13 protein-coding genes are annotated in these 14,221 nt (G+C 68.0%); 10 read left to right on the top strand and 3 right to left on the bottom strand.

Translation table 11 applies throughout. The features are described from left to right. Window position 1: 1 nt before the first annotated feature. Entirely contained in the window at window positions 2-1,372 is a 1,371-nt protein-coding gene (locus QO033_RS14540; RefSeq protein ID WP_284481706.1) for an ATP-binding protein, read from the bottom strand. Continuing rightward, a complete protein-coding gene (locus QO033_RS14535; protein ID WP_284481705.1) occupies window positions 1,369-2,043 on the bottom strand; it encodes a response regulator in 675 nt (224 codons plus the stop codon). The genes QO033_RS14540 and QO033_RS14535 overlap by 4 nt, the downstream gene beginning before the upstream one ends. Before the next feature lie 226 nt (window positions 2,044-2,269). On the opposite strand from QO033_RS14535, the gene QO033_RS14530 reads away from it, so the two are divergent. The 9 genes from QO033_RS14530 to QO033_RS14490 all read left to right on the top strand — a co-directional run bounded on the left by QO033_RS14530 (window position 2,270) and on the right by QO033_RS14490 (window position 12,111). Further along, window positions 2,270-3,586 carry an NAD(P)/FAD-dependent oxidoreductase gene (locus tag QO033_RS14530; protein WP_284481704.1) on the top strand — a complete coding sequence of 439 codons (1,317 nt, stop codon included), beginning with the start codon at window positions 2,270-2,272 and terminating at the stop codon, window positions 3,584-3,586. Between the two features lie 124 nt (window positions 3,587-3,710). Continuing rightward, window positions 3,711-4,706, top strand: a complete 996-nt coding sequence (hlyD, locus tag QO033_RS14525) for a secretion protein HlyD (protein WP_284481703.1) — start codon at window positions 3,711-3,713, stop codon at window positions 4,704-4,706. Beyond that, the gene (locus tag QO033_RS14520) at window positions 4,703-6,424 is read left to right on the top strand and encodes an ATP-binding cassette domain-containing protein (protein WP_284481702.1); all 1,722 of its coding nucleotides are present in this window, start codon (window positions 4,703-4,705) and stop codon (window positions 6,422-6,424) included. The genes hlyD and QO033_RS14520 overlap by 4 nt, the downstream gene beginning before the upstream one ends. Continuing rightward, window positions 6,421-7,539, top strand: a complete 1,119-nt coding sequence (locus QO033_RS14515; RefSeq protein WP_284481701.1) for an ABC transporter permease — start codon at window positions 6,421-6,423, stop codon at window positions 7,537-7,539. Before QO033_RS14520 ends, QO033_RS14515 begins: the two co-directional genes overlap by 4 nt. Further along, window positions 7,539-8,636: an ABC transporter permease gene (locus QO033_RS14510; protein WP_284481700.1), complete on the top strand. Its 1,098-nt coding sequence runs from the start codon at window positions 7,539-7,541 to the stop codon at window positions 8,634-8,636. The genes QO033_RS14515 and QO033_RS14510 overlap by 1 nt, the downstream gene beginning before the upstream one ends. A gap of 197 nt (window positions 8,637-8,833) precedes the next feature. Beyond that, the gene (locus QO033_RS14505; protein WP_284481699.1) at window positions 8,834-10,078 is read left to right on the top strand and encodes a D-amino acid dehydrogenase; all 1,245 of its coding nucleotides are present in this window, start codon (window positions 8,834-8,836) and stop codon (window positions 10,076-10,078) included. 8 nt (window positions 10,079-10,086) lie between these two features. Further along, on the top strand, window positions 10,087-10,869 hold the full coding sequence (locus tag QO033_RS14500) for a maleate cis-trans isomerase family protein (RefSeq protein WP_284481698.1): 783 nt from the start codon (window positions 10,087-10,089) through the stop codon (window positions 10,867-10,869). Window positions 10,870-10,920: 51 nt separating this feature from the next. Beyond that, the gene (locus QO033_RS14495; protein WP_284481697.1) at window positions 10,921-11,274 is read left to right on the top strand and encodes a RidA family protein; all 354 of its coding nucleotides are present in this window, start codon (window positions 10,921-10,923) and stop codon (window positions 11,272-11,274) included. 87 nt (window positions 11,275-11,361) lie between these two features. Beyond that, the gene (locus QO033_RS14490; protein ID WP_284481696.1) at window positions 11,362-12,111 is read left to right on the top strand and encodes a GntR family transcriptional regulator; all 750 of its coding nucleotides are present in this window, start codon (window positions 11,362-11,364) and stop codon (window positions 12,109-12,111) included. Window positions 12,112-12,115: 4 nt separating this feature from the next. On the opposite strand, the gene QO033_RS14485 is transcribed toward QO033_RS14490, so the two are convergent. After that, a complete protein-coding gene (locus tag QO033_RS14485) occupies window positions 12,116-12,910 on the bottom strand; it encodes a helix-turn-helix transcriptional regulator (RefSeq protein ID WP_284481695.1) in 795 nt (264 codons plus the stop codon). Window positions 12,911-13,050: 140 nt separating this feature from the next. Between QO033_RS14485 and QO033_RS14480 the strand changes: the two genes are divergently transcribed. Continuing rightward, entirely contained in the window at window positions 13,051-14,175 is a 1,125-nt protein-coding gene (locus QO033_RS14480; protein ID WP_284481694.1) for a class II histone deacetylase, read from the top strand. The last annotated feature ends 46 nt before the right edge of the window (window positions 14,176-14,221 follow it).

The following is a 14,221-nucleotide window of genomic DNA, read 5'->3' as shown; positions in this document are numbered from 1 at the left end:
ATCAGCCGCAGCCGGGGCGGGGTGCGCGGGGCAGGATCAGTTCTGCCAGCTCGCCGCCGCCGGGGCGCGGCGACAACCTGATCTCGCCCTCCATCCGGTCCATCGCGGCGGCGACGATGGCCAGCCCCAGACCGCTGCCGCTGCCCTTGGCCCCGGCGGCGCGGAAGAACCGTTCCATCACATGCGGGCGGTCGGCCTCGGCGATGCCCGGGCCACGGTCGGCGATGCGGAACAGAATGTGCTTGTCCTCAGGGATCATCGCCACTTCGACGGCGCTGCCGGCGGGGGCGGCGATCAGGGCGTTCTCGATCAGATTGCGCAGCGCCGCCTGCAGCAGCGGTGCGCAGCCGGTCTGCCACAGCCCCGCATCGGCCTGCCCCTCCAGCCGGACGCCGCGCTTCTGCGCCAGCGGCTGCAGGTCGGCGACGGTGGCGCGCAGGATCTCGGCGCTGTCCCGCAGCCGGGTCTCGGGGGTCGGCCTGGCATGTTCCACCGCGGTCATCTCCAGCAGCTGCTTGACCATCCGGTCGGTGCGTTCGACCGCGCCCGAGAGCTGGTCGAGCGCCTTTTGCCGGGTCGCCGCGTCCGGCGCCATGCGGGCGATCTCGGCCTGGGTGCGCAGGCCGGCCAGCGGCGTCTTCAGCTCATGGGCGGCAAAGGCGGTAAAGCTGCGCTCGCGTTCGCGGGCGCCGCCGACCCGCCGCAGCAGACCGTTGAGCGCGTCGATCATCGGCTGCACCTCTTTCGGGGCGCGGCTGGCGTCGATCGGGCTGAGATCGCTGGGCGGCCGCGCCGCCATCACCCGGCCGATACGGTCGAGCGGCTGCAGGCCGTGGCCGACCGCCCACCAGATCAGCAGCGCCAGCGCCGGCAGCACCAGCAGTGCCGGCACCAGCAGACCCATCACCACCCCGTGCACCAGATGATCGCGCATCGCGAGGGCATCGCCGACCAGCACCCGCACGCCGAGGTCGGGATCGACCAGGGTGAAGACGCGCCAGAGCTCGCCCTCCACCATATTCTCGCTGAAACCGGCAGCGGCGGGGGACAGCTCCTGCTGCGGCGCGCCTTCGGAATCGCCGATCAGATAGCCGTCGAGCCCCCAGACCTGGCAGGACAGCTGCCGGACCAGGTGATATTCCTCGTCCTCCTCCGCCGGTGCCTGGCGAACCGCATTGCTGGCGACGCCGATGCTGACATTGCCGTCGCGGATCAGCGAGGCGACCATATGCGCGGCTTCCTCCAGCCGGCGGTCAAGAACATGGGTGACCTCCTTCTGGGTGGTGTATTGAATCCAGCCCAGGGCCGACAGCCAGATCGCTCCGGTGGCGAGCACCAGGATCAGGATCAGCCGTCTGCGGATCGAGCTCATGCCGGGCGGTCCTCTTCCGGGGCCAGCCGATAGCCGGCACCGCGCACCGTCTGGATGAAGGCCGATCCCAGCTTGGCGCGCAGGTTGTGGATATGCACCTCGACGGTATTGCTTTCCACCTCGTCCTGCCAGCCATAGAGCCGCTGTTCCAGCGCCGCTTTGCCCAGAATGGCGCCCGGACGCTCCATCAGTGCCGCGAGGATGGTGAATTCACGCCTGGAAAAGCCGATGTCGCGGCCGGCGCGGCGCCCCTGCATCCGCGCCGGATCGAGCTTGAGCCCGTTCCATTCCAGCAGGTTTTCGGCCCGGCCCTGGGCGCGCCGCAACAGCGCCCGCAGCCGGGCCGCCAGTTCCTGCAGCTCGAAGGGTTTGCCGAGGTAGTCGTCCGCTCCGGTGTCGAGCCCGGCGACCCGATCTTCCAGCCCGTCGCGGGCGGTCAGGATCAGCACCGGAAGGTCGGAGCCGGCGGCGCGCAGCTCGCGCAGCAGATCGAGGCCGGAGCCATCCGGCAGCATCATGTCGAGTACCAGCGCCTCGAACCGGTCGAGCGTCAGGGCGTGGCGGGCATCGGCGCAGGTTTCCACCGCCTCGGGGGAGAACCCGGACAGTCTGAGCCCGACGGTCAGCCCGTCGCGCAGGGTGTCGTCATCCTCGACGATCAGTAGTCTCACCGCGGCCTCTCCTGCTCGGATGCTCTGGGGCAGGCTTTAGGGCCTGGGGTGGGCGGCGAACAAGGTCTGCGGCCTCACTTTCGCGTGGTGCCGTCGGGGGCGGTGCCATCGGCCGCAGTCTGCCTGCCCGCCGGTTGGGCGGCTGTCGCGGTGGCGGGCTGCAAACCGCCGGGCGCGGGAAATCTCCCCTTGCACCCGTCCGGAAGGAGGCAGAGATCGGGGCAGAATGCGCAGCAAGAGGACGATCATGCTCAAGGGCCTGGTGCAAGTGGAGAGCGACGGCGATCTGCCGCCGGAGACCGGTGTCGCCATCATTGGCGGCGGTATCGTCGGGGTGACCGCGGCGCTGTTCCTGGCGGAGCGGGGGGTGCCGGTCTGCCTGTTCGAGAAGGGCGAGATCGCGGCGGAGCAATCGGGGCGCAACTGGGGCTGGGTCCGCAAGATGGGCCGGCAGAGCACGGATATCGGTCTGGCGATCCTGGCCGGGGAGATCTGGCCGACGCTGGCAGAGCGCAGCGGCGAGGACTTGGGATTTCGGGTCAACGGATCGCTCTATCCCTGTGATACCGAGGAGGAGATCGAGGAACAGGCGCGCTGGCGCCGCGAAATCGGCCAGCCGGCCGGGGTGGAAAGCCATCTGCTCGACGCGGCGCGGACGGCAGCGTTGCTGCCGGGCTGCAAGCGCCCCTTCAAGGGGGCGCTGCACACCCCTTCCGATGGCTGTGCCGAACCGTTTCAGGCCGCGCCGGGCATCGCGCTCGGCGCCCGCAGGGCGGGCGCGCGGATCTACACCAATTGCGCGGTGCGCGATCTTGAAACCGCGGCGGGGCGGATTTCGGCGGTGGTCACCGAACGCGGCCGGGTGGCCTGCGACCGGGTGATCCTGGCCACCGGCGCCTGGTCCAGCCTGTTCCTGCGGCATCTGGGCCAGCGGCTGCCGCAGCTGTCGCTGCGCGCCTCCGTCTGTCATCTGGAGGGGGTGGCGGCGCCGGAGATCTGCTGCAGCGCCCGCGACATCAGTTTCCGGATGCGGCAGGACGGCACCTGCACCTTCGCCCGGCGCAATCGCAGCACCAGCGAGCTGTCGCCGGATCACTTCCGGTTTTTCCGCGACTTCCTGCCGACACTGAGAGAGAACCGCGAGATGGTCGGCCTGCGCGCCAGCCCGGGCGGCTTTCTGCGGGCCTGGCGCGACAGCCGCGACTGGCAGGCCGGCGAGGAGACGGTGTTCGAACGCACCCGGGTGCTGGAGGCGCCGGGCGATCCGGCGATCCTGAGCCAGGCGCGCGACCGTCTGATCGAGGCTTTCCCGGTCTTCGCCGGAATGCGGGTGATCCAGGACTGGTCCGGCTTCATCGAGGGGACGCCAGATGCCATGCCGGTGATCGGCCCGGTGCCGGAGCACGACGGCCTGCTGCTGGCGACCGGTTTTTCCGGCCACGGGTTTGGCACTGGCCCGGCGGTGGGGCAGCTCCTGACCGAACTGGCCGAAGGGCAGACGCCGTCGCTGGATCTAGAGGCCTTCCGCTTCGATCGCTTCTGATCTGCGCCGGTCCCGCGTCCCGGCTCGGCGGGCGGATCGCTTGACTACCGGCCGCCGGCGGTCCTAGCTGCGACACAGGTTTAGCAGAGCAGGCCTGTCGCGCGGGCCGGGGGAAGAGGCCGGGATGAACAGAAAGATCGTGGCGGCCCTGTCGGTTCTGGCGATTGCCGGCGGCGCTTTTGTCATCGGCCAGCGCAGCGGGCTGATCGGGGAGACGACGACCGCGGGGCTGACGCTGTACGGCAATGTCGACGTGCGGACCGTCGATCTGGGGTTCCGGGTCGGGGGGCGAATCCTCGATATCCCGGTGGAAGAGGGCGACAGCGTTGCGCCCGGCGATGTTCTGGCCCGGCTCGATCCGGTGCCGCTGCAACAGGCGCTGACCGCGGCCGAGGCGCAGGTCGCCGCCGCCGGGGCCGCCCGCGACAAGGCGGTGGCCGGCAACCGGCCGCAGGAAATCGCCCAGGCGCGCGCCACGGTGGCACAGCGCGAGGCGTCGCTGACGCAGGCGCAGCTATCCTATGACCGGGCCAGAAAGCTGATCGCCTCGAACACCATCAGCCAGTCCGACCTGGATGCGGCGGAGGCCGCCTACCGCGAGGCGCAGGCGCTGTTGCAGGCGGCGCGCGAAGCGCTGTCGCTGAGCGAGGCGGGCAGCCGGGCGGAGGATATCGCCGCCGCTGAGGCCGGTCTGGCCGCCGCCCACGCCGCCCGCGAGCAGGCGCAGACGGCGCTGGAAGACGCGACGCTCAGGGCGGCGCAGGCGGGGACGGTGATGACCCGCGCGCGTGAGCCCGGCGCCATCGTCGCCGCCGGCAGCACGGTGTTCACTCTCGCCATCGACCGGCCGCTGCGGGTGCGGGCCTATGTCTCCGAACCCGATCTGGGGCAGGTGGTGCCGGGGCGGGACGTCACCCTGACCACCGACAGCAGCGACAGGATCTATCACGGCACCATCGGTTTCGTGTCGCCGGTGGCGGAATTCACCCCGAAATCGGTGCAGACCCCCAACCTGCGCACCGATCTGGTGTTCCGGCTGCGGATCACCGTGTCTGACCCCGACAGTGCCCTGCGGCAGGGCCAGCCGGTGACGGTGGTGGTGCCGGACGACGGCGCATGACCGGGGCGCCGGACCGGCCCGCCGCCCGGCTGAGCCGGGTGACCCGGCGCTTCGGCAAGGCGGCGGTTCCGGCGCTCGATCAGGTGTCGCTGCAGATCCGGGCCGGGCGCATGACCGGGCTGGTGGGACCCGATGGCGCCGGCAAGACGACGATGATCCGGCTGCTGGCCGGGCTGCTCGACCCGGATGAGGGAGAGGTCGAAGTGCTGGGCAGCCCGGCGGTCAGCGCCGATCGCTCCCGCATCGGCTATATGCCGCAACGCTTTGGTCTTTATGAAGATCTGACGGTGATCGAGAACCTGCGCCTCTATGCCCGCCTGCGCGGCCTGGCGGCGGAGTCGCGGCAGCAGCGGTTCGACCGGCTGCTGGACTTCACCGATCTTCGGCGCTTCCAGTCGCGGCTCGCCGGCAATCTTTCGGGCGGCATGAAACAGAAGCTGGGGCTGGCCTGCGCGCTGGTCGAAACCCCCGATCTGCTGCTGCTGGACGAGCCCGGTGTCGGGGTCGACCCACTGTCGCGGCGCGAGCTCTGGGGCATGGTGCAGCAGCTTCTGACCGATGGCATCGCGGTGCTGTGGTCGACCGCCTATCTCGACGAGGCGGCGCAATGCGACGAGGTCTTCCTGCTGAACGAGGGCCGGCTGATCTATGGCGGCCCGCCGCAAGACCTGACCCGCGAGGCGGAAGGGGCCACCTATCGGCTGGCGGCGCAGGGGCTGGCGCGGCGGCAGCTTCTGTCCCGGCTGGCCGACCGCGAGGAGGTGCGCGATGCCACCATTCAGGGCGCGGCGTTGCGGCTGCTGATGGCCCCGGGGGCACCGCCGCCGTCCGGCGCACTGGCGGTGCCGCCGCGGTTCGAGGATGCCTTTGTCGCCCGTATGGGCGGGGGCCCGGGCGGGCGCAGCGCGCTGGCCGAAAGCTATCCCGAGGTGCCCGACACCGGCGCCCCGGCGATCGAGGCCGAGGGGTTGACCAGACGCTTCGGCAGTTTCACCGCCGCCAGCGATATCCGCTTCACGGTGCCGCGGGGCGAGATCTTCGGCCTGCTGGGGCCGAACGGGGCCGGCAAATCCACCACCTTCAAGATGCTCTGCGGGCTGCTGCACCCCAGCGCCGGGCGCGGCCGGGTGGCGGGCCACGATCTGGGCCACGCCCGCGCCGCCGCGCGGCAGTCTCTGGGCTATATGGCGCAGAAATTCTCGCTCTACGGCGATTTGAGCGTGCGGCAGAACCTGAGCTTCTTTGCCGGGGTCTACGGTCTGGCGGGGGCCGGGCGACGCCGCGCGATGGAGCGGATGACCGAGATCTTTCACCTCGGCCCCTATCTGAAACAAAACGCCGGCGGGCTGCCGCTGGGGGTGCGCCAGCGGCTGTCCCTGGCCTGCGCGGTGATGCATGAGCCGCCGGTGCTGTTTCTGGACGAGCCGACCTCCGGCGTCGATCCCATCGTGCGCCGGGAGTTCTGGACCCATATCAACGGGCTGGTACAAAGGGGGGTGACCGTTCTGGTGACCACCCATTTCATGGAAGAGGCCGAATATTGCGACCGGATCCTGGTGATCTACCGGGCCGAACAGATCGCGCTCGGCAGTCCGGACCAGCTGAAGGCGGAGGCCGCCGGCACCGGTGGCCTGAGCGATCCGACGCTGGAGGACGCCTTCGTCGCGCTGATCGAGGCGCGCGAGACGGCCGTCGGCCGCGCCGGGGCCGCGGCATGAGATTCGCCCGGTTCCCAGCCCTGCTGATCAAGGAGTTTCGCCAGATCCTGCGCGATCCATCGGCTTTGCTCATCGCTTTCGTTTTGCCGATTATCTTGTTGTTTTTGTTCGGATATGCGATCTCTTTCGATATCCGGCAGGTGAAGATCGGCGTGGCACTTCAGGATGATGGCGCGCCGGCGCAGAGCCTGGCCACCGCCTATCGCACATCGCGCTGGTTCGAGGTCACCCAGGCGCATGAGCTGGCCGAGCTGGAACCCGATCTGATCGCCGGCCACCTGCGCGGCATCGTGGTGATCCCGGCCGATTTCTCCGCCCGGCTGGAGGCCGGCGACCGCGAGGTGACCATTCAGGTGATCACCGACGGCGCGCAGCCCAATACCGCCAGCTTCGTCGCCAATTACGTCGAAGGCGTGCGCGCCACCTGGGCCCGGGCCTGGGCCGAGGATCACGGCCAGGTGCGTCCCGCGGTTCTGAGTTTCGTGCCGCGGTTCTGGTTCAATGCCGAGCTGACCAGCCGCGATTTCCTGGTGCCGGGGGCGATCGCGGTGGTGATGGCGATGATCGGCACGCTGCTGACGGCGCTGGTGGTGGCGCGCGAATGGGAACGCGGCACGATGGAGGCGCTGCTGGCCACGCCGGTGGGCATGGCGGAGCTTCTGGCCTCCAAGGTGCTGCCCTATTTTCTGCTCGGGCTCGGTTCCATGGCGATGTGCACCACGCTGGCGGTGACGCTGTTCGATGTGCCCTTCCGGGGCTCGGCGCTGGGGCTCGGGGCGCTGTCGATGGCCTTTCTGATGCCGGCGCTGGGGCAGGGGCTGTGGATCTCGGCGATCACCAAGAACCAGTTCGTCGCCAGCCAGCTGGCGCTGGTGCTGGGGTTCCTGCCGTCGATGATGCTCTCCGGTTTCGTCTTTGAAATCGCCTCGATGCCGGCGCCGGTGCGGGCGGTGACCTATATCGTGCCCGCGCGCTATCTGGTGCCGTCGCTGCAGACGGTTTTCGTGGTGGGGGATATCTGGCCGATGTTCTGGCGCGCCATCGGCGTGCTGTTGCTGTTCGGGCTGGGGTTCTTCCTGCTGGCGATCCGCGCCACCAAGCGGCGGGTGGCGTGATGGGCGGACGTCTGTGGGCGATGATCGTCAAGGAGCTTTGGGCGATCCTGCGCGACCCGCGCGGCCGTATCATCCTGGTGGTTCCGCCGCTGATGCAGCTTTTCGTGCTGGGCTTCGCCACCACGCTGGAGGTCAAGAACACCGCCATCGGCATCTATGACCGCGACGGCGGTGCCGCCAGTATCGAGATCGCCCAGCGGATCGTCGGCAGCCCCAATATCCGCGCCGTCCTGCCGCTCTATAGCGAGGCGGAGGCGCGGGCGGCGATCGACCGGCAGAAGGTGGTCGCCGTGGTCAGCTTCGCCGACGGGTTCAGTGCCGATCTGGCCGCCGGCCGCCCGGCGCAGGTGCAGGGCATCTTCGACGGACGCAAATCCAACGCGGCGCAGATCATGTCAGGCTATCTCAGCACGATCATCGCCGGCTATGGCGCCGAACTGGCCGGGCAGACCGCCAGTTTCTCCACCGTCACGGTGCATTGGTTCAATCCGAACCTGCAATATCTGTGGTTCACCATGCCGGGGCTGGTGGTGATCATCACCACCATCTCGGGCCTTGGGCTGACCGCGCAATCGGTGGCGCGGGAACGCGAGCTGGGCAGTTTCAGCCAGCTTCTGGTCTCTCCGCTGCGATTGTCCGAGATCCTGATCGGCAAGATCGTCCCGCCGATGCTGGTGGGCGCCTTCAACGCAACGCTCTATCTGGTGCTGATCTCGCAGCTGTTCGGGGTGCCGCTGACCGGTTCGGTGCCGTTCTTCTATGTCTCGCTGGTGCTGTACCTGCTGGCGCTGGCCGGGGTGGGGCTGCTGATCTCCTCTGTTTCCCAGACCCAGCAGCAGGCCTTTCTGGGCATGTTCTTCGCCTCGGTGCTGGCGATCCTGCTGTCGGGCTATGCCAGCCCGGTGGAAAACATGCCGCTGTGGCTGCGGGTGGTGACCGAGGCAGTGCCGACCCGGCATTTCCTGGTGGTGAGCGAGGGCGTCTTTCTCAAGGACATGCCGATCGCCGATCTCTGGGCCAACAGCTGGCCGATGGTGCTGATCGCGGCGGTGACACTGCCGGCGGCGGCGCTGCTGTTCCGCGCCCGGATGGAATAGGCCACCGCACCTTTCCCGCATGTCTTTGCTCATCGAACTGCTCTGCCCGCTTTTCGGGCGGGATCGCTGTGGCCTTTGCCGACTGGTGTCGTTTTCGTTGACTCGAATCAAATCCATATCTGTATTCAATATTGAATGCAGATTGTGCGGACGTCGAATGATCCACGCATCTGTCGCCGTCAGCAGGGGAGTTTGGGATGAAGATCGCCGTTCTGGGCGGAGGTGTCGTGGGGGTGACCGCAGCCTATGAGCTGTCGAAAGACGGCCATGATATCGTCCTTGTGGAAAAGAACGATGCCGTCGGCACCGAGACCAGCTGGGGCAATGCCGGCATGGTCGCGCCTGGCCATTCCTTCACCTGGTCGTCGCCCGCCGCGCCGATGATCCTGCTGAAGTCGCTGGTCATGGCGAACCAGTCGCTGCGCTTCCGTCCCTCGCTCGACCCCAACCTCTGGCGCTGGTCTCTGAAGTTTCTTGGGCAATGTACGAAATCGCGTTCAGATCTGAATACACAGGCGAAATTCCGGCTCGCCTCCTATTCTCAGGGCATCCTGCACGAAACCCTCGCCACGCTGGATATCGCCTATGATCGGATCGACCGGGGTATCCTCTATTTCTACCGCAGCCCGGCGCGGCTGGAGGCGGGGATCGCCCATATGCGGATCATGGAACGTCTGGGCCAGCGGATCGAGGTGCTGGACCGCGCCGGGGTTCTGGCGCTGGAACCGGCACTGGCCGCGGTGGGCGAGAAGATCGCCGGCGGCATCTATTGCCCCACTGACGAGACCGGCAGCTGCACACGCTTCACCGCCGCGCTGGCGGATCACCTGGAACGCAACGGGGCGGAGATCCGGACCGGGGAAACCGTCCTGTCGATCGAGACCGCGGGATCGGAGATCACCTCCGTCACCACCTCCGCCGGGCGGCTCACGGCCGATCTTTATGTGATGGCGCTGGGCAACGGCAGCGCCGCGCTGTCGCGCAGCATCGGTGAGCCGCTGCCGATCTATCCGGTCAAGGGCTACTCTCTGACCCTGCCGATCGGCGACAATCCGCATCCGCCCACCATCGGGTCGGTCGATGAGGAAAACCTGGTGGCGATCTCCCGCTTCGGCGATGCGGTGCGGGTCACCGCCACCGCCGAGATTGCCGGTTACAACACCGGTCACCGGCCGGAGGATTTCGCCTTCATGGCCAATGTCGCGCGGGAGCTCTACCCGCAGGGGGCCGATCACGACCGCCCGCATATGTGGGCTGGGCTGCGGCCGATGACGCCGACCAACCTGCCTTTCATCGGCCGGCGGCGGCACGTCAATCTCTGGTACGACACCGGCCACGGCCACATCGGCTGGACCATGTCGCATGGCTCTGCCCGGCTGCTGGCCGATGCCATCGCCGGCCGGCCCACCGCACTCGATCTCACCACGATCAACGACAGCTGAGGTGCCCCATGCGCGACGACGGCAATTTCACCGATCTGGGCATTCTGCCCGCAACTCTCGATGGCGGCGCCGCGGCGCGGGCAGCCGTCGGGTTGATTGTCCTGGCCACCGACCAGACCATGGAACTGGAGTTTCGCCGGCTGCTGCCGCTGGACGGGGTGGGGCTCTATTGCACACGGGTGCATAACGATGCCGAGATCACGCCGGAGACGCTGCGCGCCATCGGCCCGCGGATCCCGGCCGCGACCGAGCTGATCCTGCCGGGGCTGCCACTGGACGTGGTGGGCTTCGGCTGCACCTCGGCCACGATGACGCTGGGCGAGGATTATATCTTCGACGCGATCCGCCGGGTGCGCCCGGGCATCGCCTGCACCACGCCGATCACCGCCGCGGTGGCGGCCTTCGCAGCGCTGGGGGCGCGCCGGATCGGCGTGCTGACCCCCTATGCGGCGGAGGTCAACGCGGTGGTGCGCCGATACCTTGAGGATCAGGGCGTGCCGGTGGCCGCCTTCGGCACTTACAGCAAGCTCGACGACCGCGAGGCAGCGCGCATCGATTTCGCCTCGATCGAGGCGGGGGTCGCGGCGCTGGCCGAGGCCGGCAATCTGGATGCGGTCTTCATTTCCTGCACCTCCATGCGGCTGAGCGAGCGGGTGGCGCAGATCGAGGCCGCCACCGGACTGGCGGTGACCTCCAGCGATCATGCGCTGGCCTGGCATTGCCTGCGGCTGGCCGGGATCGAAGACAGCATCGCCGGCGCCGGCCGTCTGTTCACCCTGCCGCTGGCCTGAGCGCGCGGTGCCGCATCCCGTTTCCACAGATGTCATCAGAAGGAGAAGACCATGACAGAACTTAAACGCCTCGACCCCGCGCCGCGGATGAGCCAGGCGGTGATCCACGGCGATACCGTCTATACGGCCGGCCAGGTGGCGCTCGGGGCACCGGGGGCACCGGTGGCGGCGCAGACGCAGGATATCCTGGGCAAGATCGACGCGCTGCTCGAAACCGCCGGCAGCAGCAAGGAAAAGCTGATCAGCGCCACCATCTGGCTGGCCGATATCGCCACCTTCGCCGAGATGAACGAGGTCTGGGATGCCTGGGTCGCGCCCGGTGCCGCGCCCTGCCGGGCCTGTGTCGAATCGAAACTGGCAGCCCCCGATTTCACCGTGGAAATCCAGGTGATCGCGGGGCTATAGGTCTTTCGCGGAAATTGTGGCGCCGGGGCGGGTGCGGCCCGGCGCCCTTTCTGCTATTCCCCCGGGGGGACATCGAAGGACAGATCCATGAGCAGCCCGACGCAAGAGCCGCCCGCCCGCGCCAAGCCGCGCAAGACCCCTGCCAGCCCGCGCGGCACCGCATTGGGGCGCACCTACGAGGGGCTGCGCGATCTGATCTTTTCCTATGAGATCAAGCCCGACGAACGGCTGAACGAGGGTGAGCTGGCCAAGCGCTTCGGGGTCAGCCGCACGCCGGTGCGGGAGGCGCTGAACCGGCTGGTGATGGAAAACCTGCTGCGGTTCGAGCCGGCCCTGGGGTTTTACCGCCCGAAGATCGACGCCGACGAAATCGTCAACCTCTACGAGCTGCGGGTGATCCTGGAGACCGAGGGCGTCCGACTGGCGGTCCAGCGGGCCAGCGATGCCGAGATCGCGGCATTGCAGGCGGAGTGGGCGGCGCTGGATGTCAGCGATCCGACGCGCAGCCAGTCCGAGCGGATCGCCGCGGACGAACGGTTTCACGAGCGGCTGGTGGGGTTGAGCCATAACGACAAGCTGGTCGAGGCTCTGCGCCGGCTGAACGCGCAGATCCATTTCGTCCGCTGGGCCCCCTCGGGGCAGGATCAGGACCATCGCGAAAGCTATCGCAAACACGGCGAACTGCTGGAGGTGCTGCGCGAGCGCGACGAGGCCAAGGCGATCGAGGCGCTGCGCAGCATCATCGTGCGCCGGCAGGAGGAACTGCTCGACATCCTCAAGGAAGGTGCGGCGAAGCTCTTCATCTCGCACACCGGGCGGGCGCTGGCGGGGCGCTGAGCGGTTAGCTGCCGGGCGACACGCCCGAGATCAGCAGGCCGAACAGCTGGCTTTGCGATGAAATCTGAAGCTTCTTGAACATGTTGCGGCGGTGAACCTTCACCGTCTGGTCGGAGATGCCCAGTTTCAGCCCGATCGCCCGGCTGGAATGACCCTGCACGATCAGCGCGGCGATTTCGGCCTGCCGGTCGGACAGGGCGGGGGCATCGTCGATCCTCAGGGTGCGGAACCGGTGGTTGAGATCGACGAAACCGGGGGCGGCGGCCGGCTCCGGATCGGCGCGCAGCGACAGCGCCCGCAGCTTCGGCAGCAGCACCCGCGCCATCAGCTTGAACCGCCGTGCCAGTCGGGCGGGAAACCGGCTCTGCCCGGCCTCGCGACTCAGTGACAGATGCACGGCGGTGTCGGCATCGACCCGCAGCGTCGCGCCCAGTTCGTCCACCAGCTGGGTAGTGCCGAAATAAGAGGCGAAATAGTCGCTGGTTTCGAACCGGTCGGGCGCGATTTCGCGCAGCTGGTGGGCGGCGAGCCCGGGGCTGTCCAGCGCCAGCCGGTAAAACGGGTCCAGCATGAACCCGAGCCGTGCGTAGTAACGGTCGAATGTGGCCTGCAGCGCCGCATCGGGCAGCCAGCGAAACAGCACGTCGGGCTGCCGATCGCGGTGATAGCGGATCGCCAGAACGCTTTGCGTATCAAAGACATGGCTGCAATAGGCGACAGTCGCCTGCTGAAACGCGGCAAGGGTGTCCAGCGCCGCGATCCGGCCCAGGAAATCATATTCGGCGATCGTGTCCTCCACGCGGGCGCTCCGGCTCATCTCCGTACCCCCAGAATAGCAGGAACCGGCAACTCAATACCAACCTGGTGGTATTTCCAAGGCTTCCGATCCTGCGTCAGACTGGCCCCCAGCGATGATTTTTTCGGCTAAAGGAGGGACGCATGGCGCCCAGCAGCAAGACCGTGACCCGCCGCACCGGCTGGGTGACGGCAGAGCATTTCTACTGGCACGACACTCAGAACTGGGCCGGGTTCCTCGAACCTTCGATGGTGGTGCAGCCGGGCCAGCACTTCGAGAACCCCGAGACCAAGCGCCGGATGCAGGCGATGGTCGAGGTGACCGGGCTGGCGCCGCTGCTGGTGCCGTTCCGCCCCGAGCCGGTGGAGGACGCGGCGCTGACGGTGATTCACCCGCAATCCTATCTGGAGCATCTGAAGGCGGTCTGCGCCTCGGGCGGCGGCGACGCCGGCCAGCTGACCCCGGTGGGGCCGGCCAGCTACCAGATCGCCCAGCTGGCGGTGGGCGGGGTGCTGCAGGCGGTCGATGCGGTGTTCACCGGCGAGGTCGACAATGCCTATGTGCTGTGCCGGCCGCCCGGGCACCACGCGATGCCGGATCTGGCGATGGGCTTTTGCCTGTTTGCCAATGCGGCGCTGGGGATCAAGCACGCCCAGGCCACCTATGGCATCGAACGGATCGCCACTGTCGACTGGGATGTGCATCACGGCAACGGCACCCAGGCGATCTTCTATGACGATCCGTCGGTGCTGACGATCTCACTGCATCAGGACAATCTGTTCCCGCCGGATTCGGGAGCCATCGACGAAACCGGCAGCGGCGCCGGCGCGGGGGTGAACCTGAACATCCCGCTGCCGCCGGGCTCAGGCTCCGGCGCCTATCGCGAGGCGTTCGAAAAGATCGTGCTGCCGGCGCTGGAAGCCTTCAAGCCGCAGGCGATCTTCGTGCCCAGCGGCTTCGATGCCTCGGCGCTTGATCCCCTCGGGATCATGATGCTGTCGTCCGAGGATTACCGCTGGATGATGCGCCAGGTCCTGGCGGTCGCCGACAAGCACTGCGAGGGGCGGGTGATCGTCACCCACGAGGGCGGCTATTCGGCGACCTATGTGCCCTATTGCGGGCTGGCCGTGGTCGAGGAGATGTGCGGCGTGTCGGAGACCCTGACCGATCCGTTCCATATCCATGTCGCGAATTACGGCGGCCAGGCGCTGAGCCCGGATCAGGCCCGTGCGGTAGAAGCGGCGCGCGCCGCCTATTTCGACGGCTGAGGTCTATGCGCAGGGCGGTGGCCGCGCTGCCGCCCTGTGATTGATA

Origin of the sequence: Pseudodonghicola flavimaris (assembly GCF_030164425.1) — a bacterium.
Lineage (GTDB): Bacteria > Pseudomonadota > Alphaproteobacteria > Rhodobacterales > Rhodobacteraceae > Pseudodonghicola > Pseudodonghicola flavimaris.
Note: the sequence above shows the minus strand (reverse complement) of the source record. Positions and strands in the feature narration are given on the sequence as shown.